A 22,050-nucleotide genomic window follows, 5' to 3' on the forward strand; every position below is an offset into this window, starting at 1 on the left:
TCTGCCCCCACTCTCTGCCAGCCTCGCGGGACAACCTATTCCCCCGGGCCGGTGAACTCCCGTCGAACTCCCCCGCCGAACGGGGGAAGAACGCGGGGCGACCCGTCGGTAACCCGGCTGGAACCTGGCCTTTACCCGATCACAGCACGAACCGGTGCCCCTTTTGCCGAGTTCGCTCCCATTGGGGGTCCCACATCACCGCCGACACGGAAAACAACCCTCTTATCGGTCTCCCCAACCACCTCATCGTGGGTTTAACTTATGTGCCATGACCTCCCCCCGCTCCACCTACGGCGGCGGCTACTACTCCGCCTTCCCGGAAACCCCGATCTACGACTCGCTCGTCGCCGAGCGGGGGGCCCCACAGATCGCTCCGATCCGGGTCCCCGCCGCCTACGACACGGGCAACAACCTGCCCGCGCTGGCGTCCTCGCTTCCCGCGCTGCCGGCCGGCCCGTCCCAGCAGGCCCACTCCTACGGCTACCCGCAGGCGCAACAGCCCTCACCGCTGCAGCAGGCGCCGGCGGCGTACATCCCGCAGCAGGCGCCACCGCGCGGTTATCCCGCCGGCCAGCCGATGCAGCAGCAGCGTCCGGCGGTGGCCACCGGTTACGAGGCGATGCGCCCCGCGGCCCCCCGGCCCGCTCCGACGCCGTACCAGGACCCGTACAACAACCAGCAGTACCGCGGGTACTGATCTCGCCCCCGGAGTGTCCGTGCCTGCTGGCACGATGGCGTCATGGGGAATAAGGAGCTGCACTCGATCCACATCCATCCGGTCAAGGCGTTCCGGGGCCAGGCGCCCCGGCAGGCCGTGGTGGAACCCTGGGGGCTGGCCGGAGACCGGCGCTGGGTTCTGATTGACGCCGAGGGGAAGGTCGTCACACAGCGCCAGCAGCCGCGCCTGTCACAGGCGGCGGCGGAGCTGCTGCCCGACGGCGGAATTCGCCTGTCGGCACCCGGTCAGGCGCCCCTGACGGTGTCCGTCCCGGAGGTGACGGGCACGACGACGGTGGACATCTTCGGCACCAAGGTGCAGGCGGTACTCGCGGACGACGACGCGCATGCCTGGTGCGACGGGTATCTGGGCGAGGACGTACGTCTTGTGCACATGGACGACCCGGCCACCCGCCGCGCGGTCGACCCGGAGTTCGCGCTGCCCGGCGAGACAGTGAGCTTCGCCGACGGCTATCCGCTGCTGGTGACCACACTCGCATCGCTCGACGCCCTCAACTCGCTGATCGCGCAAGGGGATCACGCCCAGGAGGGTCCCCTGCCCATGAACCGCTTCAGACCCAACGTGGTCGTGTCGGGGACAGCCGCCTGGGCCGAGGACGACTGGTCCCGGATCGCCATCGGCGAGGTCTCCTTCCGGGTCGCCAGGATGTGCGGGCGGTGCGTGGTGACGACCACCGACCAGGACACCTCCGAACGCGGGCGGGAACCGCTGCGCACGCTCGGGCGCCATCGCCGCGTCGACAACCAGTTGATCTTCGGACAGAACCTGGTTCCGGAGAATCCCGGCACCATCCGCGTCGGTGATCCGTTCACGGTCATCGAATAGGCGGGCGTGATCTCCCGATTGGTCCCGGAGGCGGGAACACCGGCACGGGGCCCGTCCGTTGGCCTTTGTGAGAAGTTCATGAGACTGCCGGGACGAGAGCCGGCGCAGTGATTTCGCTCTCTCTCCGACCTGCGTGGTGCGTGAACTGCCTCGACCGGGTTATCACGGAGCGGGAAGGGGGGTGCGGCTGTGCGGGCGATCGGCGGACTCTGGCGCTGGCGGCACAATCCGCTGCGCCGCGCGACCGACCTCGCCGAGGCCTGGGTGGCGCTCGCGGCCCTGCTGCTGATCCTTCTGGCGGCGCCCCTGATCGGCGTCCTCGTCGGCGGTGCCGCCCAGGGCGCGCTGCAACAGGCCGTACGGGACCAGCGCGAGGCCCGCCATCTCGTGACGGCCACCGTGGTCAAGAAGCTGGCCCGCTCCCCGCTGGAGCCCGACCCCGAGTCGGCCGCCCCTCGGGAGGCGAGAAGCCGCGTGGAGGCCGACTGGAGGGGACCCGACGGCACGGAACAGCACGGCAAGGTCATGGCGAGCCTCAAGTCCCCGCATCCCGGCGACCACTTCACGCTGTGGACGGACGAACAGGGGCGAATAGCCGCCCAGCCACTGGACACCGCCACCGCGACGACGCACGCGGTTCTCGCCGGGTTCGGTGCGGCCGCCTTGTCGGCCGGGTTCGTCGAGGGCGGCCGACGGCTGATCCTCTGGCGCATGGTCCGTCGCCGGTACGCCCGCTGGGACCATGCCTGGGACCGGGCCGGACCCGACTGGGGCCGGACCGGGACCGGTAGTTGACCGCCTTTCGGCTCTGGTCAACCCACCGTGCCCGCGCACGCTACGGTGGACCGGCCGACATCGTTCGGCACCTTCCGCGACATCCCGCGTTCCACGAGGTGGGGGCACAGCAGCGCCATGGCACAGGGCACGGTCCAGGTGACGCACACCGGCACTTCGAGGTGGCGGCGCCGCACGGGTGAGTACGCGTCGCTCGCCGCCGCCCTGGAGGCCGCGGCGGACGGTGACGTCCTCGTCGTCGCGCCCGGCACCTACCGGGAGAACCTCGTCGTCGAGCGGGCGGTGACGCTGCGCGGCCCGGAGGGCTCCCCCGGCTCGGTGCGCATCGCGCCCGTCGACGGCGTACCGCTCACCGTGCGGGCCTCGGCGGTGGTCCAGGACCTGCATGTGGAGGGCCAGGACCCGACCTCGGCCGCCGTGCTCGTCGAGGAGGGCACACCTGAGCTGATGGACCTGCGGATCGTCACCCGGTCCGCCGCGGGCATCGAGGTGCGCGGAGGCGCGCGCCCGACCGTGCGGCGCTGCACGGTCGACAACCCGGCGGGCGCCGGCATCGCCGTACTGGACGACGCGGGCGGGGTGTTCGAGGAGTGCGAGGTCGTCGCGGCCGGCCAGGCGGGCGTGACCGTGCGCGACGGCGGCCATCCGCGTCTTGAGCGCTGCCGGGTGCACCACGCCTCGGGCGTCGGTCTGTCGGTCTCGGGCGAGAACTCGGCGCTGGAAGCGGTCGGTTGCGAGGTCTACGAGGTCAAGGGCAGCGGCGTCCACATCACCGGCCGGGCCACCGCACACCTCACCGACTGCGGTGTGCACCGTACGTCCGCGGACGGCGTGACGCTCGACACCGACGCCGTACTCACGCTCGCCGACTGCCGTATCCACGACATCCCGGAGAACGCGGTCGACCTGCGGTCCCGCTCGGTCCTCACGCTGACCCGCACGACGGTGCGTCAGTTCGGGCGCAACGGGCTTTCGGTGTGGGACCCGGGCACGCGCGTGGACGCCAACCAGTGCGAGATCTTCGACAGTACCGGCGACTATCCGGCAGTGTGGATCAGCGACGGCGCCACGGCCGTTCTCGAGTCCTGCCGGGTGCACGACGTGCCGGACGCGCTGTTCGTCCTCGACCGGGGCTCGCGCGCGGACGTCATCGACAGCGACCTCTCACAGGTGCGCAACACCGCCGTGTCGGTCAGCGACGGCGCGACCGCGCAGCTCGACGACTGCCGGATCCGGGACGCGGCGACGGGCGCCTGGTTCCGCGACCACGGCAGCGGCGGCACACTCAACGGCTGCACCGTGGTCGGCACCCAGACGGGCGTGATCGTCACCAAGGGAGCCGACCCCACCATCGAGCGCTGCACGGTCGACTCCCCCGCCGAGGCGGGCTTCTACGTGTCGGCGGGCGGCCGGGGCAGCTTCCTGCACTGCCGGGTGACGGGCAGCGAGGGGTACGGCTTCCATGTGATAGACGGTTGCCGTACGACGCTGACGAAGTGCCGTACGGAACGCTGCGCGCGCGGTGGTTACGAGTTCGCCGACGGCGGCTCCGGCGCGGCCACCGGCGGCGGGCCGGTCGTCGAGGACTGCACCAGCGACGAGAGCGCGGCCCTGCGGACGCCCCTGGTGCCGGAGACGGCCGTGCTGACAGCGGTCCAGTCGACGGGGCTGCTGGGCGGGATCCCGGACCAGCGCGTCGCGGAGCCGGAGCCGGCGGTCGGCGCCCCGGCGCCGGAGGAGAGCGCGCGGTCCTCGAAGGACGTCCTCGGTGAACTCGACGCGCTGGTGGGCCTGGAGAGCGTCAAGCGCGAGGTGCGGGCCCTCACCGACATGATCGAGGTCGGCCGGCGCCGGCAGCGGGCGGGCCTCAAGGCGGCATCCGCCCGCCGCCATCTGGTCTTCACGGGCTCCCCCGGTACGGGCAAGACGACGGTCGCCCGGCTCTACGGCGAGATCCTGGCCGCGCTCGGCGTCCTGGAGAAGGGCCATCTCGTCGAGGTGTCCCGGGTGGACCTGGTCGGCGAGCACATCGGTTCGACGGCGATCCGCACCCAGGAGGCCTTCGACCGGGCGCGCGGCGGTGTGCTGTTCATCGACGAGGCCTACGCGCTGTCCCCGGAGGACTCCGGCCGTGACTTCGGCAAGGAGGCCATCGACACGCTGGTGAAGCTGATGGAGGACCATCGGGAGGCCGTGGTGGTGATCGTCGCGGGTTACACGGCCGAGATGGAGCGCTTCCTGTCGGTCAACCCCGGGGTCGCCTCCCGTTTCTCGCGGACCATCACGTTCGGTGACTACGGCCCCGAGGAACTGCTGCGGATCGTGGAGCAGCAGTCGGAGGAACACGAGTACCGGCTCGGCCCGGGCGCCTCCGAGTCCCTGCTGAAGTACTTCGAGGCGATCCCCAAGGGCGCGACGTTCGGCAACGGCCGTACGGCGCGGCAGACGTTCGAGGCGATGGTCGAGCGGCACGCGGGCCGCGTCGCCCAGCACACCGCGCCGAGCACGGACGACCTGACCCTGCTCTACCCCGAGGACCTGCCCGAGCTGCCCTGAGCCCCGGTTCCGGGCCGCGGCCCGGGCAGCGCCTCGCGTGGCCTCAGCCGCGCCAGCAGTTTCTCGCGCTCCTCGGCGAAGGCCGGGTCGGCCTGGTAGTCGGAGTGGCCGAGGATCGGTGAGGGCAGCGGATGCTCCTTGCTGCGGCCGTAGGCGAGCGGGTCCCTGAGCGGTGCGCGGTCCACTTCGGGGCCGCAGTCGCCGGGCAGGTGTACGGGGCCGCCGATCGGGTCGGTGAGCCGGTACAGGTTGCGCCAGCAGGCCACGTCGTGGTGCAGCGAGGTGAGCGCGGCGGGGCCGAAGTGGGCCGGGAACCAGCGCCCGTAGAGGCGCTCCAGCGGTGAGCCGTACGTCAGCAGCGCGACGCGCCGCCGTACGGACGGCTTCAGCTGCCAGGCGGCGGCCGCCGCGAGCACGCTGCCCTGGGAGTGCCCGGAGATGACGAGACGTCCGCCGGTGGCCTCGGTCCAGGTGGCCATCCGCCAGGTCAGGTCGGGCACGGCGCGCTCCGCGTAGCAGGGCGGTGCGAAGGGGTGGGAGGCGCGCGGCCAGAAGGTGCCGACGTCCCAGAGGATGCCGATGGTGCGCCGCGCGGCCGGGTCCTTGTAGGCGCGCCGCCCCCAGGTGACGAACAGCAGGAAGCCGACTCCGATCAGCCAGGACCCGAGGGCCTGGGCGGTCTCGGCGGCACCCTGGACGACCGCGTACGCGCCGTGCGAGGCGTCTCCCGGCGTGTCGTCCGTGATCCGGGCTCCGATCAGCGCGGTGGCGCCCAGGAGCAGCGTGACCGCGGTGGTGATCCCGACGATGCGGGGCGCCCGGTCGGTGAGCGCGGCCATCGCGCGCATGCTCGCGATCCGGCGGGTGCGAGCGGCGTCCATGGGCTCCCCGGAGCCGTCGTCGTAGTCCTGCTCGACGGCGTCCAGCTCGGCGCGGCGCAGCTGCAGAGTGCGCCGGGCCAGCCAGCCGATCAGGCCCAGGACCACCAGGAGAACGGCGGGGATCACGGATGCCTGCCAGGTCAGCAGCACCGGCGGGCCTTCGATGGTGGCGCCGGTGCCGTCGAGCCAGTCGGCGACGCGCTGGGACACTCCGCCGGACATCACGCCGCCCAGCGCGCAGGCGAGCGTGGCGACGGCGGGTCCACCGAGGCCGCGCATGGCGGCTCGCGGGTCGGGGTGGGCGCGGTACAGCAGGTGGGCGACGACGGCCAGGACGACGACGATGACGCCCTGCAGCAGCGCGAGGGTACCGAAGGTCGTGTCGCCCGGCAGCCGCCCCGCGGACCGCCACCCGGGACGCGACCAGCCCGCGTACACGGCCGTCAGGAGCAGCAGGGCGAGCGCGCCGCCCGGCAGGAGGCGGACGAGCCGGGCGTCGAGTTCCTGGTCGAGGTGTCTCTCGCTGCGTCCCCGGCGGCACACCACCCACACCACGGCGACGGCCCCGGCGGCCAGCGACACGTACAGGAGCCCGGCCAGGGTCTCCAGAATCGCCGGACCGCCGGGTTGGCGGTCGTGGCGGGCGGCGGCCGAGCCGAGGGCGGCGGCGACGGTCAGCAGTCCGGCCGCGGTGTGCGCGGCACGCAGCCGGGCGACCAGCCGTCGGCCGTACCAGAATCCGGGCCGCCCCAGCGCCGTACGGATGTTCTCGTCGGCGGGCTCGGGGGCGTGGGCCATCGGCCGCTGGGACTCGTACGCGCGCCACGTGCGGCGGGACAGGAACCACAGGAGGCCGGTGAGCGCGGCCGGCACCACGGCGGCCAGGGCCAGGCGGCGGCCCGGCGGGCTCCACCAACCGCCGCCCGACTCGGCCGGAGAGAGGAAACCGAGCCAGGAGTGCGCTTCGGCGCACGCGCGCGTGCCCGCGCACTGCCAGGCCGTGAGGTCGAGGGCGACCTCGCAGGCGGCGGCGACCAGGAGGACGGTGAGGGTCAGGCCGGCGAGGCGTACCAGGAGGCCGTAGAGGCGGACCGTGCGCTGCCGGTCGCGGGCGGTGGGGCGCATCCAGTGCGCGAGGTTGACCACCATGAAAGGCAGCAGCAACAGCCACAGGGCGCGCGTGCCGTTGCCGGAGGTGAGGTTGCACCACACGTACGCCTCGCGCACCGGTGCGCCGTGCGGGTCCGCGGGCCGGTCCTCCGCCCCGGCGTCGTCCGCGCGCCGGAAGACGGCGGCCGTGTCGTCGCCGGTGATGCGCACGGTCCGCGGATCGTTGAGCATCTTCTCGGGCGTGGCACCGCCCACGCCGTGCACCAGTAACTCCAGGGCGATGCCGGTGGTCGCTCCCGCCCCGGTCCGTTCGGTTCTTTCGGCTCTTCCGGGCGGCTCGGCCGCGCCGTTCGCTCCGGGCGTCGAGGCCCGTTCCTGTGCGTGCTCCACTGTTCGCACTTCCCCCGTTGCTCGTGCTTCCCCCGTGCCTCGCCGGCGGCCCTCGTCCTGTGAACGACGATGCCGGGCGGGACTGGAGGATCTCCGCCAGGTGGGCTCCGTACACCTCTCGTCACGGAATCTCCCCGATCCGTGTGACAGGCGAGGAGCCGGTGTTGCCAGAGTGGCATGTCCACGTCGTGACGGGCAGTGGCGCGACGAGTACCGGCCCATGCGAGTATGGGACGTCCGCCGGGCCGCGAGCAGGAGGAATGTCCTTGTCGGAGCGGGTTCGCAGCAGGTGCGCAGCGGGTGTGCGGGACGTGTCGGAGTTGGTGGGGGCGAGTGGACCGGCAGGCCCGGAGGAACCCCGGAAGGACGTGGAGCGCTCGTGAATGACAACCAGAATCTCCTCGCGGAGCAGCGCCGCGCCCTGATCCTCGACGAGGTACGGCGTCGCGGGGGCGTTCGCGTCAACGAACTGACCCGCAAGCTCGGCGTGTCGGACATGACCGTCCGCCGTGACCTCGACGCGCTGGCCCGCCAGGGCGTCCTGGAGAAGGTGCACGGCGGCGCGGTGCCGGTCGTCGAGGCGAGTACCCACGAGCCGGGGTTCGAGGCCAAGTCCGGCCTGGAACTGACGGCCAAGGAGGACATCGCCCGGGCCGCGGCGGAACTGGTCGCGCCGGGCTCGGCGATCGCCCTGTCGGGCGGTACGACGACGTACGCGCTGGCGCATCATCTGCTGGACGTGCCGGATCTGACGGTGGTGACCAACTCGGTGCGCGTGGCCGACGTCTTCCACACCGCGCAGCGCGTGTCGGGGCAGCGGCAGGGGGCGGCGACGGTGGTGCTGACCGGCGGGGTGCGGACGCCGTCCGACTCGCTGGTGGGGCCGGTGGCCGACCAGGCGATCGCGTCGCTCCACTTCGACGTGCTGTTCCTCGGTGTGCACGGGATATCGGTCGAGGCCGGGTTGTCCACGCCGAACCTCGCGGAGGCGGAGACGAATCGGCGGCTGGTGCAGTCCGCTCGGCGCGTTGTCGTGGTTGCCGACCACACCAAGTGGGGGACGGTGGGGCTCAGTTCGTTCGCGGCGTTGGAGCAGGTGGATACGTTGGTGACGGACTCGGGGTTGGTGCCTGAGGCTCGGGGTGAGGTTGCGGAGCATTTGCGGCGGCTGGTTGTCGCCGGTGAGGGGGGTAGTTGAGGGGGGCGCCCAAGGGGGTGGCCTGACAGGTGCCGGCGCGGGTGCGGGTTCGCTGTGGCTTGTCGCGCAGTTCCCCGCGCCCCTATAGGTCAGTTGGGCCACTCGCCCGTTTTCAGGAAGCTCTCGATTTTTGCCCCGTAAGGCGCGATGTTCAGGGCCTGTTCCTTCAGCCAGGTGTCCGAGTAGTACTTGTCCAGGTAGCGGTCGCCGTGGTCGCACAGGAGGGTTATGACGCTGCCCTGTTGATCCTGCTCGACCATTTCCGCCACGATCTTGAGGGCGCTCCACAGGCCCGTGCCCGTGGAGGCACCCGCCTTGCGGCCGATGGCTTGTTCCAGGGCTCTCACCGCTGCGATGCTCGCCGCGTCCGGGACCTTCATCATGCGGTCCACCGCTCCGGGGACGAAGCTGGGTTCCATTCGGGGGCGGCCGATGCCCTCGATGCGCGAGCCGCAGTCGCAGGTGACGTCCGGATCGCCGGTGGTCCAGCCCTCGAAGAAGCAGGAGTTCTCCGGGTCGGCGACACAGATACGGGTGTCGCGCTGCGTGTAGTGGACGTAGCGGGCGAGCGTCGCCGAGGTGCCGCCGGTGCCGGCCGTGGCGACGATCCACGCGGGCTCGGGGAAACGTTCCAGTTCCAGTTGGCGGAAGATGGATTCGGCGATGTTGTTGTTTCCGCGCCAGTCCGTGGCCCGTTCCGCGTAGGTGAACTGGTCCATGTAGTGGCCGCCCGTCTCCGCCGCGAGGGCTGCCGAGGCCTCGTACATCTTGCGGGAGTCGTCCACGAAGTGGCACTGGCCGCCGTGGAACTCGATGAGGCGGCACTTCTCGGCGCTGGTCGTGCGGGGCATCACCGCGATGAAGGGCACGCCGATCAGCTTCGCGAAGTACGCCTCGGAGACGGCGGTGGAGCCGCTGGACGCCTCGATCACCGGGCGACCGGGGCGGATCCAGCCATTGCACAGCCCGTAGAGGAAGAGGGAGCGGGCAAGGCGGTGTTTGAGACTTCCGGTGGGGTGGGTGGACTCGTCCTTCAGATACAGGTCGATACCCCATTTCTCGGGCAGCGGGAAGCGCAGCAGGTGTGTGTCGGCCGAGCGGTTGGCGTCGGCCTGGACCTTGCGGACGGCCTCTTTGAGCCAGGCCCGGTAGTCGGCGTCGCTGCGGTCCACGTCGAGCGTGTCCAGGGTTTCGGCGGTCCCGGTGGGGTCGGGGATGCTCACGTCAGGCTCCTTGCGATGCGCGCGCCGACAGCTCGTCGGGCAGCCGGACACCTCGATCATAGACACCTTGCACACGCTCCTCACCTGCATAAACATCCCTTTGGGAGACCCAAAGGCAGGCCTGGGGTGATGGGATGGGCAAACGCCGGACGGGGGGCGGAAAGGCTCGGGGCGCATCCCGCTGAGTGCTTCCGCCGGTTGGCTCAGAGCGTCGTACGCACTGGTGCTCCTCGTCGGGGGCAGGCAGACTGCACGGCACGGGGGCGCGCACTGGATCACGTTCCACGCGGTATCACCACGCATCTCGGCACAGGCCGACTAGGGGGCGGAGCATCATGGCGGAGCCGGAGTTCACGGCCACGGGCGTGCGGATCGGGAAGAGGCTGCGCTCCCTCACCCGGGCCGGACAGGTCCGGATCAGCGGGGGCAGGCTGGAGTTGCTCACCAGTTACGGCAGCGAGATCGACAGCGCTCCCGTGCAGGCGGTGCGGGCATCGAAGCCCTGGTTCGCGGCCGCCGACCGGGCGCTGGCCGACCTCAACGGCAAGCGCTACCTGCTGACGCTGGGGGAACACGACCCCGCGCCGGGCCGGCCCGGACCGCCCGCGGCGCGTCGCTTCATCGAGGCGGTACGCAATGCGGCGGGGCGCGGGCACTAAGACGACGGGGATCGTGGGCCCTGCCTCGCGCGGGCACCGAGTACGCCCGGAACCATGCCGCGAGTTGCGGCTTTCCGTCCCCTGAGTCACGCTTGTCACACATCACTCTGGGTTTACCGGCGATAACGCTGCGAACCAGCCCGCCGGCCATAGACAGCAGGCGGCCATTGCACACAGCCACTCTGCTGGATCCGCTCTCGTGTCTTCTTCCGGACCTCAATTCGGGGAGTCGCAAGCCGTGATCAGTCACCCAAGCAGGCACTGCACGGTGGAGCTCCAAGCCCTGCCGTCGCGGATCGGCCAGGTCCGCAGAATCGTCTCTGCACATTTGCGCTACTGGCATCTGGACCCCTTGATAGACCGGGCCTCGCTCGGTGTGACCGAACTGCTGACCAACGTCCACCGGCACGCCCAGCCCGACAAGCTGTGCACCGTGGAGATCGAGGTCCTGCTCGACCGGCTCACCGTCTCGGTCCACGATCACGACCCGCGCATTCCCGAACTGCGGGACGCGGATCCCACCGCCACCTGCGGACGCGGCCTCGCGATGGTCGCCGCGGTCAGCGAGAGCTGGGGTGTGCGGCCGGACGGCGAGTCCGGAAAGGTCGTCTGGTTCACCCTGCCGCCGGTCGCACCGGTGGCGGCGGCTCCTGAGACCCAGCCCGCGACCGCGGCGCCCGCACAGCTGCCGTTCGAGGAGCAGCCGTGTGACGGGCCCGGGTTCGACGAGCCGCCGTACGACAAGGGACACAAGCCGGGGGTACTCCGGCGCAGGCCGGAACACGCTCCCGCCCGGTCGGCCGTTGTCGGCTGACCGGGCGGTGACCGCCGGCATCCCTCCCCCTCCCCCTGCCGTGCCCGTACGTCACTCGCCGGCGATGGCCCGCAGTACGTCCAGGCGTGCCGCTCGCCGGGCCGGACGCAGACCCGCGAGTGCGCCGGCCGCGACGCCCATGATCGCGGTGAACCGCCCGGCCGGAAAGCCGACGCTCACGCTGTCGAGGGCCCGTACGGCGGTGGCGGTACCGCCACCGCCGTACACCTTCACCGCGTCGACGACACCGGCCGCCGTACGGGTCGTGGTGGCAGTGGTCATACCGCACCGCCCTTGCCCGGACGGCCGCCCGTGACCCCGAACTGCTCGTCGAGGACGGAAAGCCGCCGCCAGTACTCGTCCTCGTCGATCTCGCCGGAGGCGAAGCGTCGGCCCAGTACGGCGAGCGGCGCGTCGCCGGAGAGACGGTCCTGCGTGTCGTCACGGCCGCCCACGGGGCGCCACGGGCCCCGGCGACCGCGCCAGGCCGTGCGGCGCAGGACGGTGACGACGCCGATCACGACGGCCGCCCAGATCAGCGGGAAGAACAGGATCCACGGGCCGGGGCCACCGTTCCAGTTCGCGAGGGTCTGCATGTCGAGTCATCTCCCGGGTCGGGGTTCTTCGTTGATGACTCGAGGTTCCCGCGGGGAGGGGGCCCGGGTCGTCGTACGGCCGACGGCAGTACCTGTACCTCCCCGGGAGTACACGGACCCTTTCCGACTGCTTCCCACCTGCTTCCGGAGATGCGTCCTAGGGCTGGGCCAGCGCCCCCAGCGGGTCGTCGAGTACCGGTTGCCACGCCAGCTCGGCCGCTCCCACCAGGCTGTTGTGGTCCAGCGTGCACGCCAGGATGGGAACACCGCCGCTGCGGCCCCACAGGCTGCGGTCGGCGACCACCGCGCGAAGGCGGTCCGCGTCGGCGTCGAGGAGGGTGCGGTGCAGGCCGCCGAGGATGATGCGGTCCGGGTTGAGGATGTTCACGAGGCCCGCCAGGCCCAGGCCCAGGCGGTCGATCAGGGTCTCGGCGGCCGTGCGGACCGTCGGGTCCGTGTACTGCTCGCGGATCAGGTCGTTGGCCTGCTGGAGCAGGGACACCTCGGGGCCGGGGTCGCGGCCCGCCGCGATGAGGAAGGCGAGCGGGTCGGCCTCGACGTCCAGGCAGCCGCGGCTGCCGCAGTGGCAGGGGCGTCCCTCGGGGTTGACGGTGAGGTGGCCCACTTCGAGTGCGAGGCCAGAACTGCCCGTGTGCAGGCGCCCGTCGAGGACCAGCGCCCCACCCACCCCCCGGTGCCCGGTGGCCACGCAGAGCAGGTCGCGGGCGCCGCGTCCGGCGCCGTGCCGGTGTTCGGCGAGCGCGGCGAGGTTGACGTCGTTGCCCGCGAAGGCCGGGCCTGCGATGCCCGCCTCCCGCACCCGCTCGGCGAAGATCTCCCGTACCGCCGAACCGGCCGGCCAGGCGAGGTGCAGCGGGTTCAGGGCCAGGCCCTCGGGTTCGGCGACGGCGGACGGCACGGCGAGACCGGCGCCCACACACCGTCGGCCGGTGTCGCGCAACAGCTCGGCGCCCGCGTCGACGACCGAGCCGAGCACCTTCGCCGGGTCGGCGTCGACGGTCTCGCAGCCGGGCGCGGTGGCGACGATCCGCCCGCCGAGCCCGACCAGCGCGGCCCGGAACCCGTCGGCGTGCACCTGCGCGGCCACTACGACGGGCCCGTCCTCGGCGACGTCGAGCCGGTGCGAGGGACGACCCTGCGAACCGGCCGCCGCCCCGGGCCGGGCGTCCACTCTGATCAGCCCGAGCGCCTCCAGCTCGGACGCCACCGCACCGGCCGTCGCCCGGGTGACCCCCAGTTCGGCGGTGAGCACGGCCCGGGTGGGCGCCCGACCGGTGTGCACGAGCTCCAAGGCGGGCCCGAGCGCGCCGCGCCCCCGGTCCAACCGCGTCCTTGAGGTGGTCCCCTCCCCCGCCGTCCGGGGGTCAGCCTTGCCGCTCATGAGGGCGAGTCTCCCATGATCCCTACGACCGGTGACCGCACCGTGGGCCTAGAGACCGCTGACCCGGAGCGTGATGTTCAACCGGCCGGTCAGTCCCAACTCGGGTGGCGCCGTGCTCTCGTACACCCGGGGCACCCCATGGTGGGCGAGCCGGGACGCGCCGCCGAAGACGAACAGGTCACCGCTGCGCAGCTCGACGTCGGTGTAGGGCCGGGTCCGTGTCGCCGTGTTCCCGAAGCGGAAGAGGCAGGTGTCGCCGAGGCTCAGGGACACCACGGGCGCGTCCGACTTCTCGTCGCTGTCGCGGTGCATGCCCATGCGGGCGTCGGCGTCGTAGAAGTTGATCAGCGCGATGTCGTAGTCGATGCCGCTGTCGTAGCCCGCTGTCTCGGCCGCTTCCCTTCCCAGCTCGCCGAGCCACTCTGGGAACGGTTTCACGGGCGAGCCGTCGCCGTCGACGACCGTGCTCGCATAGCCGTACGGGTACCAGTGGCGGCCGAGGCACACCTGGCGGGCGGTCATCGTGCCGCCACCGGGCGTCCGGACCGTGCGCAGGCCGGCGGGCGGGCGCGCCCAGTCACGGCAGGCGTCCAGCAGCTCGCGCTGACGCCCCGCGTCCAGCCAGTCCGGCACGTGCGACGCGCCAGGCGCGATCTCCGTACGGGCCCGGGGGAACAGTTCGGCGTCCATGGTGTCCATGGTGCCCGACGGGGCCGAGGGGGCCGACGGGGCGTGAGCTGTGGCTCGGTTAGCCTGGGGCCACGATGAACGACCGTATGGCGACTCCCTGGTCCGAGCTGACACTGACCCGCTTCCCCGCCGACCCGCGTGAACGGCTGCGCGCCTGGGACGCCTCCGACGAGTACCTCCTCGGGCACCTCGCGGAGTCCGGGACCGAGCTGTCCGGCACGGTCGTGGTCGTCGGCGACCGCTGGGGCGCGCTCACCACCGCGCTCGCCCCGCACCGGCCGACGCAGATCACCGACTCGTTCCTGGCCCAGGAGGCGACCCGGGCGAATCTGCGGCGGGCCGGCGCGGACGAGGGTTCCGTGCGGCTGCTCACCACGCAGGACCCGCCGCCCGAGCGCGTGGACGTGCTGCTGGTGCGGGTGCCGAAGAGCCTGGCGCTCCTTGAGGACCAGCTGCTGCGGCTGGCGCCGGCCCTGCACGAGGGCACGGTCGTCGTCGGCACCGGCATGGTCAAGGAGATCCACACCTCGACGCTGAAGCTGTTCGAACGGATCGTCGGCCCGACGCGGACCTCCCTCGCGGAGAAGAAGGCCCGGCTCATCCACTCCACCGTCGCTCCGTCCGTGGACCGGAGTGCCAGTCCCTGGCCGTATCGCTACGAGCTGCCCGACGGCATCGGCCCTGCCTCGGGACACCCTGTGGTCAACCACGCGGGCGTCTTCTGTGCCGAGCGTCTCGACATCGGCACCCGGTTCTTCCTCCGGCATCTGCCGGAGCCGGCGGGCCCCGCCCGGGTGGTGGACCTGGGCTGCGGGAACGGTGTGGTCGGTACGGCGGTGGCGCTGGCCGCGCCGGAGGCCGAGCTGCTGTTCCTCGACGAGTCGTTCCAGGCGGTGGCCTCGGCGGAGGCGACGTACCGGGCCAACGACCTGCCGGACGAGCGTGCCGAGTTCCGGGTCGGCGACGGACTGGCCGGGACCGCGGACGGGAGTGTCGACGTCGTGCTCACCAATCCGCCGTTCCACACCCACCAGGCGACGTCGGACGCCACGGCCTGGCGGATGTTCACGGGCGCGCGGCGGGCGCTGCGGCCGGGCGGTGAGCTGTATGTGATCGGCAACCGTCATCTCGGCTATCACCTCAAGCTGCGGAAGCTGTTCGGCAACAGCCAACTCGTCGCGAGCGACGCCAAGTTCGTCGTCCTGAAGGCCGTGAGGCAGTGAGACAGCCAGGCAGTGACGCGCCATGGCGATGTGGTGCTGTGGTGTTGTGGGTGGTGAATTCAGACCGCCTCACATCTCGGCCGCGGTCGTCTCTCCCCGCAGGGCTCGGGGTGACGCGCCGAGTTCGCGGCGACAGGCCTTGTTGAACGCCTGCAGGTCGGGGATGCCCACCGAGGCGGCCACGGCGGGGATGGACAGGGTCGAGGCGCGCAGCAGGTGGCGGGCGCGGTCGAGTCTGCGGCGGCGGATGTAGCCGACCACCGTGTCGCCGGTCGCGGCCTTGAACAGCCTGGTCAGGTGGTTGTGCGAGACTCCCGCCGCCTGGGCGACGGCGGGCACGGTGAGCGGGGCGGCCAGCCGTCCCTCGATGTACGCGATGGCGGCGCCGACCGCCGGGTGCGGTCCGGGGCCCGGGCGTTCGGTGTCCGGGGTGAGGTGGGCGATGCGCCACAGCGCGGTCCAGATCTCGGCTCGCGTGTGCTCGGGTGCGCGCGGCACGGCGGCGATCGCCGCAAGCAACAGGCCGGTGAGGATGGGGAGTTCGGGGCCGGCGTCCTGCACGACGGGCACAGTGCGCGACGGGCCGACGGGCGGGACGCGCAGGTGTGCGTAGAGGTGTTCGGAGCGGCCCTGGTAGCGGAAGCGGACCGTGCTGCCGGGCGGCACGAGACTGACGCGGCCGGGGCGGATCAGGTGCGCCGTGCCGTCGACGGTGAGCTCGGCCTCGTACTGGTAGAGGTGCAGTTGCCACAGCTCCGGCAGTCGGAAGACGTCGGTGCGGCTCGCGACGCCGTGCACGCCGACGCCCGCGTTCGCCACGTGAGGCGGCTCGCCCAGGTGCAGCTCCGTTTCGCGCATGGTGAAAAACTACCAGTACCGATGCCTGTCAGCCGAGTACGCCGATGATCCTGGTCACCGCCCGCGCCATCGCCTCACGCCCCACGCTCAGATACGTGCGCGAGTCGACCGCCTCGGGGTGGGCGGCGAGGAACTCCCTGATGGCGCCGGTCATGGCGATGTTCAGGGCCGTGCCGATGTTGACCTTGGCGATGCCTAACGCGACGGCGGCCACGAGTTGGCCGTCCGGCACACCGGACGAGCCGTGCAGGACGAGGGGGACGTCCAGAACGGTGGACAGCCGCTTCAGAAGGTCCAGGTCGAGGGCTGCCGTCCGGGTGGTCATGGCGTGCGAGCTGCCGACGGCCACCGCCAGGGCGTCCACCCCCGACTCGGCGACAAAGGCCTGCGCCTCGGCGGGGTCGGTCCGGGCGCCGGGTTCGTGCGCGTCCAGCGGAGCCCGACCGTCCTTGCCGCCCAACTGGCCCAACTCGGCCTCGATCCACATCCCTTGGGCATGCGCCCAGTCGGCGGCGGCCCGGGTCGCGGCGAGGTTCTCGGCGTAGGGGAGCCGTGCCGCGTCGTACATCACGGAACTGAATCCTGCCTCGGAGGCCTGGCGCAGCAGGCCGTCGCTCTGCACGTGGTCGAGATGCAACGCGACGGGTACGGCAGCGCGTTCGGCGGCCGAGACCGCGGCGCGGGCCAGCGGGAGGAGCCGCCCGTAGCGGAACTTGACGGCGTTCTCGCTGACTTGGAGGACGACGGGTGAACCCGCCTCCTCGGCACCGGCGATGACGGCCTCGACATGCTCCAGGGTGATGATGTTGAAGGCGGCGACCGCCGTACGCGCGGCGGCGGCCCGGGTGATGAGCTCACCGGTGGTGACGATCGGCACGGCCACTTCCCCTTCGGTCGACTTCGGTCGGGCTTCGGTCAACGAGTGCGCGGTGACTGGCTGCCGACGAGTGTCAGGGGGTGAGGATCACCGAGCGGGTGAGGTGACGCGGGCGGTCCGGGTCGAGGCCCCGCGCCGCCGCCACCGCGACCGCGAGGCGCTGGGCACGCACGAGTTCGGCGAGCGGATCGAGAGCGCCGGGCACCCACAACGCCCCTGTGGCCCGCACCTGTTCGGCCAGCCCGTCCGGTGCCTCACCGAACATCCAGGTCGCCGTGGACCGGGTGCTGACGCTGATGGGGCCGTGCCGGTACTCCATCGCGGGGTAGGCCTCGGTCCAGGACAGGGACGCCTCGCGCATCTTCAGTCCGGCCTCGTTGGCGAGCCCCACCGTCCAGCCCCGGCCGAGGAAGGTGAACTGCGTGCACTCGACGAGCCCTTCGGGCAGCGGAGTCGTCAGCGCCGTACGGCAGTCGTCGACCACGGCCTCGTCGTGCAGTCCGAGGTGGGCGCGGAGAAGCGTCAGGGCGGTGGTGGCGAATCGCGTCTGCACGACGGACTGTTCGTCCGCGTAGCCGAGTACGACCACATCATCTGCGGCTTCCCGTACGGGAGTTCGGGGATCGGCGGTGATGGCGACCGTCCGCGTCCGCGCAGCCACGGGCTCGGCACCCCGCAGCCGCCGGAGCAGTTCGAGTACCTCGGTGGTGGTGCCCGACCGGGTGAGGGCGACGACTCGGTCGTATCGGCGGCCGTAGGGGAACTCGGAGGCGGCGAAGGCGTCCGTCTCGCCCTGGCCCGCGCCTTCCCGCAGAGCCGCGACGGCCTGCGCCATGAAGTACGAGGTGCCGCAGCCGACGACCGCTACCCGCTCCCCCGCCACCGGCAGCACGCCGACATGGTCGGTCGCCTCCGCGGCGGCGCGGGTCCAGCACTCGGGCTGGTTTCTCAGCTCGTCCTCTACATGGGTCATGTCGTGCGCCCTTCCCCGAGAGAACCTACGGACTGCTCGTTCCTGCAAGGTACAGTCCATTTTCGAGCAGAATCAAGCACTCGATGTGCGACGCGGGAAAAGGGAGTTTCTGTCGTTGTCGAGCCGCTCGACTCGGGCCACGTTCGCCCGGTCCTCGGTGTCCGTGCTCGCCTCAGCGGCGAACCAGGCCTCGAGGATCTCCTTGAGCAGCGGTTCCGACGTCAGGCGCAGGCTGAGCGCGAGCACGTTGGCGTCGTTCCAGCGACGGGCGCCGTCCGCCGTGTAGGCGTCCGTGCACAGGGCCGCGCGGACGCCGGGCACCTTGTTCGCGGCGATCGACGCGCCCGTACCGGTCCAGCAGCACACGACGGCCTGGTCGGCGCTCCCGGCGGCGACCTCGCGGGCCGCCGCCTCCGAGCAGGCGGCCCACTGCGGGTCGTCGCCGGGCCTCAGCGCCCCGTGGGTCACCACGTCGTGGCCGCGATCGCGCAGCTCTCCGAGGAGGGCGCGGGCCACGGGTTCGTCCATGTCCGAGGAAACGGAGATCCGCATGGCCTGAGACTACCCAGCCGCGCCAAAGACCCACGTCACATCGCGCAGCCGCCCTCCCCGCCGGTCAGCCTCCGCTCTCCGGGGAGCAGCAGCCCTCCCGTCGCATATGGCGGCTGACCTCCAGCCAGTCCACGTCCGAGGCCGATCGCTGTGGGGCGTTGCGCCGGGCGGTGGTGGGCTCGAAGGCGTCGACCAGGTCCGCCTGTTCGAAGGGGATGCCGCCGCGCAGGACCCCCACGGTGCGGATCAGGGTGGCGAAGTCGGTGAAAGGGTCGCCGTCCACGACTGTCAGGTCAGCGAGTTTGCCCTCCTCCAGCGTGCCCAGGTCGGCATCGGCGCCGAAGACCCGCGCGGGCAGCAGGGTGGCGGTGCGCAGCGCCTCCGCCGGTGACAGGCCGGCGCGGTGCAGTGCGCGCAGGGACAGGTGCAGATGCAGGCCCACCGGGACGAGCGGCTGGTCCGTGCCGAGCGCTACCAGGCCGCCCGCCGCGAGGATCCGCCGGTAGACATCCAACTCCCTGTCCAACGTCATCAGTTGGGCTTCGGTGGGCGGCGCCGCCGCCTGTTGCCGGACGAGCGCTGTGTCCCACGGTGGCATGAGCGTGGTGACGCGCGGGTCGTCCGCGAGCGCGGGGTCGGCGCCGAGCAGGGGAAACGCCGTGAACGGGGTGGCGATCAGATGGAAGCCGGTACGGGTGTAGATCTCCTCCACGTCCTGGTAGGCGCGCCCGGTGGCCGTGGTCGCACGGCCGAACTCCAGTCGCTGGGTGGCCTGCAGATGGGTCGTCAGGTCTTGGCCCAGCTGTACGCCGGGGCTGCACAGATGGCTTCCGCTGCGTACCCCGAGCTGGTCGTGGGCGAAGTCGGCGGCCTCCTTCATCACCCAGCCGGGTGCCCGCACGTACGTCTTCACGAAGTCCCAGTCCAGCGCCCGCGCACGGGCCAGGGAGCGGCGCAGGCCCTCGGGGGTGCGGTGGGCGCGGGCCATGCTGTAGGCGACGCGATCTCCGTCGAGCAGTTCGCCGGTGGACAGCAGCCGGGGTCCGGCGAGGGCTCCCGCGGCGACCGCCTCGCGGATGCGGGCCTGTTCGTAGGCGAAGCCGCCGAGGGAGACGGCCGTCGTGATGCCGTAGGCGACCTGCAGCGCGGTCTGGCGGCCACCGTAGGTGGACTGCCAGGGGTGGGTGTGCGCGTCCCACAGGCCGGGGATCACTGTGCGCCCGCTCGCGTCGATCCGGCGCGCGGCCGGGCGGCCGGCCCGGTGCGGGGCGACCTGTGCGACACGGCCGTCGCGGACCACGACGTCGATGTCCTCGCGGACGTCCGGCCCGGTGCCGTCCCAGAAGCGGCCGGCGTGCACGACCGTGTCGGCCGGCCGGGGTCTGCGGTAGTCCATCGGGACACGGACGGTACGGGTGCTGCCGTCGGTGATGTCGATCAGGCGCAGGGTGCCCGCGGAGAGGTAGAGGAGGGTGCGGGCATCGGCGGACCAGGACGGATGGTCGGCCGGCTCGGTGGTGAGCCTGCGGGGCTCCCCGTCCGGGGTGCCGTCGGCGCGGACCGGCAGCAGCCACAGCGTCGACTCGGCAACGACCGCCATCCAGCGGCCGTCCGGGGACCAGACAGGGCCGGAGTCGTAGCGGTCGGCGATCGAGGTGTGCGGGGCTACGGCGTGCAGGGCGGCGGTGCCGCTGGTGGTGTCGACGACGCGGATGAGGTTGTAGCCCTCGCGGAAGCGCTGGTTGACCCGGTTCCGGTCGCACAGGGCGACGTAGCGGCTGTCCGGCGACCAGCTGGGGCGGCCGGGCAGGCCGCCCGCGCCGAGTGCTGCGGCGAGGACCCGCTCGGTGCCGTCGGACAGGTCGCGCACCACGAGGTTGCCCGACATGTCCAGGCAGGCCAGCCGTGTCCCGTCGGGTGAGAGGGCGGGGAAGACCCGGCCGCCGCCGGCGAGCACGGTCTCCGCGCCGGAGTCGAGGTCGCGGCGCCGCACGGTGAACAGGCCGTCGCGGTCGTCGGCGTAGACCAGACCTGTGCCGTCAGGCGTCCACGTCGGCGCCAACACGTAGCGCGTGGCGGGGACTTGGAGAACCCTGCGAGGCGGACGGCCGCCCCTGGTGCCGGCCGTCCACAACGCGTTGAGCGCGGCGAAGGCGACGGTTCGGCCGTCCGGGGAGAGGGCGGGCAGGTGGAGGGCGCGCACGGGACGGGCACCGGCGGCCTCGAAGTCGTACGCCTTGACGCGGTAGTCGGGCCGTCTCACGGGCAGCGTGGCCGTGAAGGGGATGTCCTCGCCGTCGTCCGGCGCGGCCGGGTCGACCAGCCGGAAGTGGCCGTCGATGTTCAGCAGCAGCCGCTCGCCGTCGGGCGTCCAGCGGGGCGGCGCCGGGAGGAGGTCGCCGTCGACGGCTACCGGTGTGCCGTCCACGACGAGGGTGCAGGAGGCGGCGGGTGCGGCCGTGGTGCGCAGGTAGGCGAGGCGTCCGGCGGACGAGACGGCGGGGGTCATGAGCTGGGCGCCGGAGTCGTCGGTGTGCTCCGTGGTGACCGGGCCCGAGCCGTCGGCGGGCACCGCCGCCACGGTGGCCGCGCGGAGGGTGCCCGGCGCGGGCACGGTCGCCCGCACGAACAGGACCCGCTCACCGTCGGCCGACCAGGTCGGGTCGAAGTCCTCCCACGCGGTGTCCTGTCCCGGGCCCTGCTGGCCGGGGCGGCCGGTGAGCCGGGTCAGCGCGCCGGTGCGCACGTCGACGACCCAGACGCGGTACGGGGCGCCGGTCACGGTGTCGCCCCCGCGCTCGGAGGCGAAAGCGATCCGGGTGCCGTCCGGCGACCAGGCGGGCCCCCGGTCGTCCCACGGCCCGTCGGTGAGTTGCCGCAGCCCGGTGCCGTCGGGCCGGAGTGTCCAGAGGTGGAAGCCTCCGCCCCGGTAGGCGCAGACGACGAGACGGCTGCCGTCGGGCGAGAACTGCGGGCGCGTGGGTTCCAGACCTGGCGAGGTCAGCGCGACAGCGACGCCCCCACCGCGCGGCACGGCCCACAGCACGTTCTGGATTTCGGCGACCAGCCGGTCACCTGTGGGGGCGAGGGTCGCGGACCCGCCCGTGGCAGCGGTGAAGGTGAGGTTCGCCGCCGAACGGGGCGCGGCGGACGCGACCGTCGTACCGGCGGATGCGAGTGCGGTGGCGGTGGCGGTGGCCTGGAGGAATCTGCGGCGGGAAAGCGAACCGAACCAGGTGTCGTCCGTGGTGCTGGTGGGGGTGTCTTCGGCGTCCAAGAGGGCTCCCGGTGAGCGGAGTTGGCGTGTCGGACCGGTCGGACGGGGAGATCGCTGAGGAGAACGTAAGGCGCGGAGCGCCCTTCAGGGGACCCCGCCCGGCGTTTCTCGGCCGAACTTCACCCTGCCGTGGACCTTGCCTCTCGCTGATCGCGGCGCGTGTGCTCGGCGGGGTGGGCACGGTCGTCGGCGCGGTGGCCGACGGCATCCATCCGACCTGGAATCCCTCCCTATCGTCGAAGGTCGGGCTCCCCCAGCCGTAGTGCAGGGCGCCGTGCTGATCGCGATATCACTGTCGCTGCGGCAGGCCGAGAATCCTGACTTCATCTGTCCCAACGGGGCCGGGAAGACAGCCCTGTTGAGGTGCCGACCCCCGGCGTCGACGAGCCGGGGGTCGGGTGCGGCAGCGGCT

General features: G+C 72.1%; 18 protein-coding genes and 1 pseudogene. 8 read left to right on the forward strand and 11 right to left on the reverse strand.

Annotation, left to right across the window (positions count from 1 at the left end; translation table 11 throughout):
* Nucleotides 1-268 precede the first annotated feature (268 nt).
* The 4 genes from QA861_RS26730 to QA861_RS26745 all read left to right on the forward strand — a co-directional run bounded on the left by QA861_RS26730 (nt 269) and on the right by QA861_RS26745 (nt 4,915).
* Nucleotides 269-697 carry a DUF6643 family protein gene (locus tag QA861_RS26730; protein ID WP_334591126.1) on the forward strand — a complete coding sequence of 143 codons (429 nt, stop codon included), beginning with the start codon at nt 269-271 and terminating at the stop codon, nt 695-697.
* A 42-nt stretch (nt 698-739) separates the two neighbouring features.
* A complete protein-coding gene (locus QA861_RS26735) occupies nt 740-1,564 on the forward strand; it encodes an MOSC domain-containing protein (RefSeq protein WP_334591127.1) in 825 nt (274 codons plus the stop codon).
* 189 nt (nt 1,565-1,753) lie between these two features.
* A complete protein-coding gene (locus QA861_RS26740) occupies nt 1,754-2,359 on the forward strand; it encodes an Rv1733c family protein (RefSeq protein ID WP_334591128.1) in 606 nt (201 codons plus the stop codon).
* Between the two features lie 117 nt (nt 2,360-2,476).
* Nucleotides 2,477-4,915 carry a right-handed parallel beta-helix repeat-containing protein gene (locus tag QA861_RS26745; RefSeq protein ID WP_334591129.1) on the forward strand — a complete coding sequence of 813 codons (2,439 nt, stop codon included), beginning with the start codon at nt 2,477-2,479 and terminating at the stop codon, nt 4,913-4,915.
* Here the strand turns inward: QA861_RS26745 and QA861_RS26750 are convergent.
* Nucleotides 4,885-7,296, reverse strand: a complete 2,412-nt coding sequence (locus QA861_RS26750; protein WP_334591130.1) for a hypothetical protein — start codon at nt 7,294-7,296, stop codon at nt 4,885-4,887. The two genes, QA861_RS26745 and QA861_RS26750, sit on opposite strands and share 31 nt — an antisense overlap.
* 379 nt (nt 7,297-7,675) lie before the next feature.
* On the opposite strand from QA861_RS26750, the gene QA861_RS26755 reads away from it, so the two are divergent.
* The gene (locus QA861_RS26755; protein ID WP_334591131.1) at nt 7,676-8,494 is read left to right on the forward strand and encodes a DeoR/GlpR family DNA-binding transcription regulator; all 819 of its coding nucleotides are present in this window, start codon (nt 7,676-7,678) and stop codon (nt 8,492-8,494) included.
* An 89-nt stretch (nt 8,495-8,583) separates the two neighbouring features.
* Here QA861_RS26755 and QA861_RS26760 read toward each other — a convergent pair whose 3' ends face one another.
* Entirely contained in the window at nt 8,584-9,717 is a 1,134-nt protein-coding gene (locus QA861_RS26760) for a PLP-dependent cysteine synthase family protein (RefSeq protein WP_443041586.1), read from the reverse strand.
* Nucleotides 9,718-10,052: 335 nt separating this feature from the next.
* On the opposite strand from QA861_RS26760, the gene QA861_RS26765 reads away from it, so the two are divergent.
* A complete protein-coding gene (locus QA861_RS26765; RefSeq protein ID WP_334591132.1) occupies nt 10,053-10,376 on the forward strand; it encodes a hypothetical protein in 324 nt (107 codons plus the stop codon).
* Between the two features lie 238 nt (nt 10,377-10,614).
* On the forward strand, nt 10,615-11,190 hold the full coding sequence (locus QA861_RS26770; RefSeq protein ID WP_334591133.1) for an ATP-binding protein: 576 nt from the start codon (nt 10,615-10,617) through the stop codon (nt 11,188-11,190).
* A 72-nt stretch (nt 11,191-11,262) separates the two neighbouring features.
* On the opposite strand, the pseudogene QA861_RS26775 reads toward QA861_RS26770, so the two are convergent.
* From QA861_RS26775 to QA861_RS26790, 4 genes and pseudogenes are all read right to left on the reverse strand, one after another.
* Nucleotides 11,263-11,472, reverse strand: a pseudogene (locus QA861_RS26775) (ABC transporter ATP-binding protein); the annotation flags it as partial.
* Nucleotides 11,469-11,786 (reverse strand): SHOCT domain-containing protein, encoded by a 318-nt coding sequence (locus tag QA861_RS26780; RefSeq protein ID WP_334591134.1) that lies wholly within the window; start codon nt 11,784-11,786, stop codon nt 11,469-11,471. The gene QA861_RS26780 and the pseudogene QA861_RS26775, both read right to left, overlap by 4 nt.
* Nucleotides 11,787-11,943: 157 nt before the next feature.
* Nucleotides 11,944-13,188 (reverse strand): ROK family protein, encoded by a 1,245-nt coding sequence (locus QA861_RS26785; RefSeq protein WP_334591135.1) that lies wholly within the window; start codon nt 13,186-13,188, stop codon nt 11,944-11,946.
* A gap of 48 nt (nt 13,189-13,236) precedes the next feature.
* The gene (locus QA861_RS26790; protein WP_334591136.1) at nt 13,237-13,878 is read right to left on the reverse strand and encodes an alpha-ketoglutarate-dependent dioxygenase AlkB family protein; all 642 of its coding nucleotides are present in this window, start codon (nt 13,876-13,878) and stop codon (nt 13,237-13,239) included.
* Nucleotides 13,879-13,964: 86 nt separating this feature from the next.
* Here QA861_RS26790 and QA861_RS26795 point away from each other — a divergent pair, with 86 nt between their 5' ends.
* On the forward strand, nt 13,965-15,101 hold the full coding sequence (locus QA861_RS26795; protein WP_334594854.1) for a methyltransferase: 1,137 nt from the start codon (nt 13,965-13,967) through the stop codon (nt 15,099-15,101).
* A gap of 69 nt (nt 15,102-15,170) precedes the next feature.
* Here QA861_RS26795 and QA861_RS26800 read toward each other — a convergent pair whose 3' ends face one another.
* From QA861_RS26800 to QA861_RS26820, 5 genes are all read right to left on the reverse strand, one after another.
* On the reverse strand, nt 15,171-15,959 hold the full coding sequence (locus QA861_RS26800; protein WP_334591137.1) for an AraC family transcriptional regulator: 789 nt from the start codon (nt 15,957-15,959) through the stop codon (nt 15,171-15,173).
* A 28-nt stretch (nt 15,960-15,987) separates the two neighbouring features.
* On the reverse strand, nt 15,988-16,836 hold the full coding sequence (locus tag QA861_RS26805) for a class II fructose-bisphosphate aldolase (RefSeq protein ID WP_334591138.1): 849 nt from the start codon (nt 16,834-16,836) through the stop codon (nt 15,988-15,990).
* Between the two features lie 73 nt (nt 16,837-16,909).
* Nucleotides 16,910-17,809 carry an SIS domain-containing protein gene (locus tag QA861_RS26810; RefSeq protein ID WP_334591139.1) on the reverse strand — a complete coding sequence of 300 codons (900 nt, stop codon included), beginning with the start codon at nt 17,807-17,809 and terminating at the stop codon, nt 16,910-16,912.
* 72 nt (nt 17,810-17,881) lie between these two features.
* Nucleotides 17,882-18,361, reverse strand: a complete 480-nt coding sequence (locus QA861_RS26815) for an RpiB/LacA/LacB family sugar-phosphate isomerase (RefSeq protein ID WP_334591140.1) — start codon at nt 18,359-18,361, stop codon at nt 17,882-17,884.
* Between the two features lie 64 nt (nt 18,362-18,425).
* Complete coding sequence (locus QA861_RS26820) at nt 18,426-21,638, reverse strand: amidohydrolase family protein (protein WP_334591141.1); 3,213 nt, start codon at nt 21,636-21,638, stop codon at nt 18,426-18,428.
* Between the last annotated feature and the right edge of the window lie 412 nt (nt 21,639-22,050).

This window comes from Streptomyces sp. B21-083 (genome assembly GCF_036898825.1).
Classification (GTDB): Bacteria; Actinomycetota; Actinomycetes; order Streptomycetales; family Streptomycetaceae; genus Streptomyces.

What these genes read in the sequence shown, in the direction of transcription:
- QA861_RS26795 (WP_334594854.1), top strand. Translation starts at nt 13,965, where the DNA reads ATGGCGACTCCCTGGTCCGAGCTGACACTGACCCGCTTCCCCGCCGAC.
- QA861_RS26815 (WP_334591140.1), bottom strand. Translation starts at nt 18,361, where the DNA reads ATGCGGATCTCCGTTTCCTCGGACATGGACGAACCCGTGGCCCGCGCC.
- QA861_RS26800 (WP_334591137.1), bottom strand. Translation starts at nt 15,959, where the DNA reads ATGCGCGAAACGGAGCTGCACCTGGGCGAGCCGCCTCACGTGGCGAAC.
- QA861_RS26735 (WP_334591127.1), top strand. Translation starts at nt 740, where the DNA reads ATGGGGAATAAGGAGCTGCACTCGATCCACATCCATCCGGTCAAGGCG.
- QA861_RS26810 (WP_334591139.1), bottom strand. Translation starts at nt 17,809, where the DNA reads ATGACCCATGTAGAGGACGAGCTGAGAAACCAGCCCGAGTGCTGGACC.
- QA861_RS26765 (WP_334591132.1), top strand. Translation starts at nt 10,053, where the DNA reads ATGGCGGAGCCGGAGTTCACGGCCACGGGCGTGCGGATCGGGAAGAGG.
- QA861_RS26785 (WP_334591135.1), bottom strand. Translation starts at nt 13,188, where the DNA reads ATGAGCGGCAAGGCTGACCCCCGGACGGCGGGGGAGGGGACCACCTCA.
- QA861_RS26730 (WP_334591126.1), top strand. Translation starts at nt 269, where the DNA reads ATGACCTCCCCCCGCTCCACCTACGGCGGCGGCTACTACTCCGCCTTC.
- QA861_RS26790 (WP_334591136.1), bottom strand. Translation starts at nt 13,878, where the DNA reads ATGGACGCCGAACTGTTCCCCCGGGCCCGTACGGAGATCGCGCCTGGC.
- QA861_RS26780 (WP_334591134.1), bottom strand. Translation starts at nt 11,786, where the DNA reads ATGCAGACCCTCGCGAACTGGAACGGTGGCCCCGGCCCGTGGATCCTG.
- QA861_RS26745 (WP_334591129.1), top strand. Translation starts at nt 2,477, where the DNA reads ATGGCACAGGGCACGGTCCAGGTGACGCACACCGGCACTTCGAGGTGG.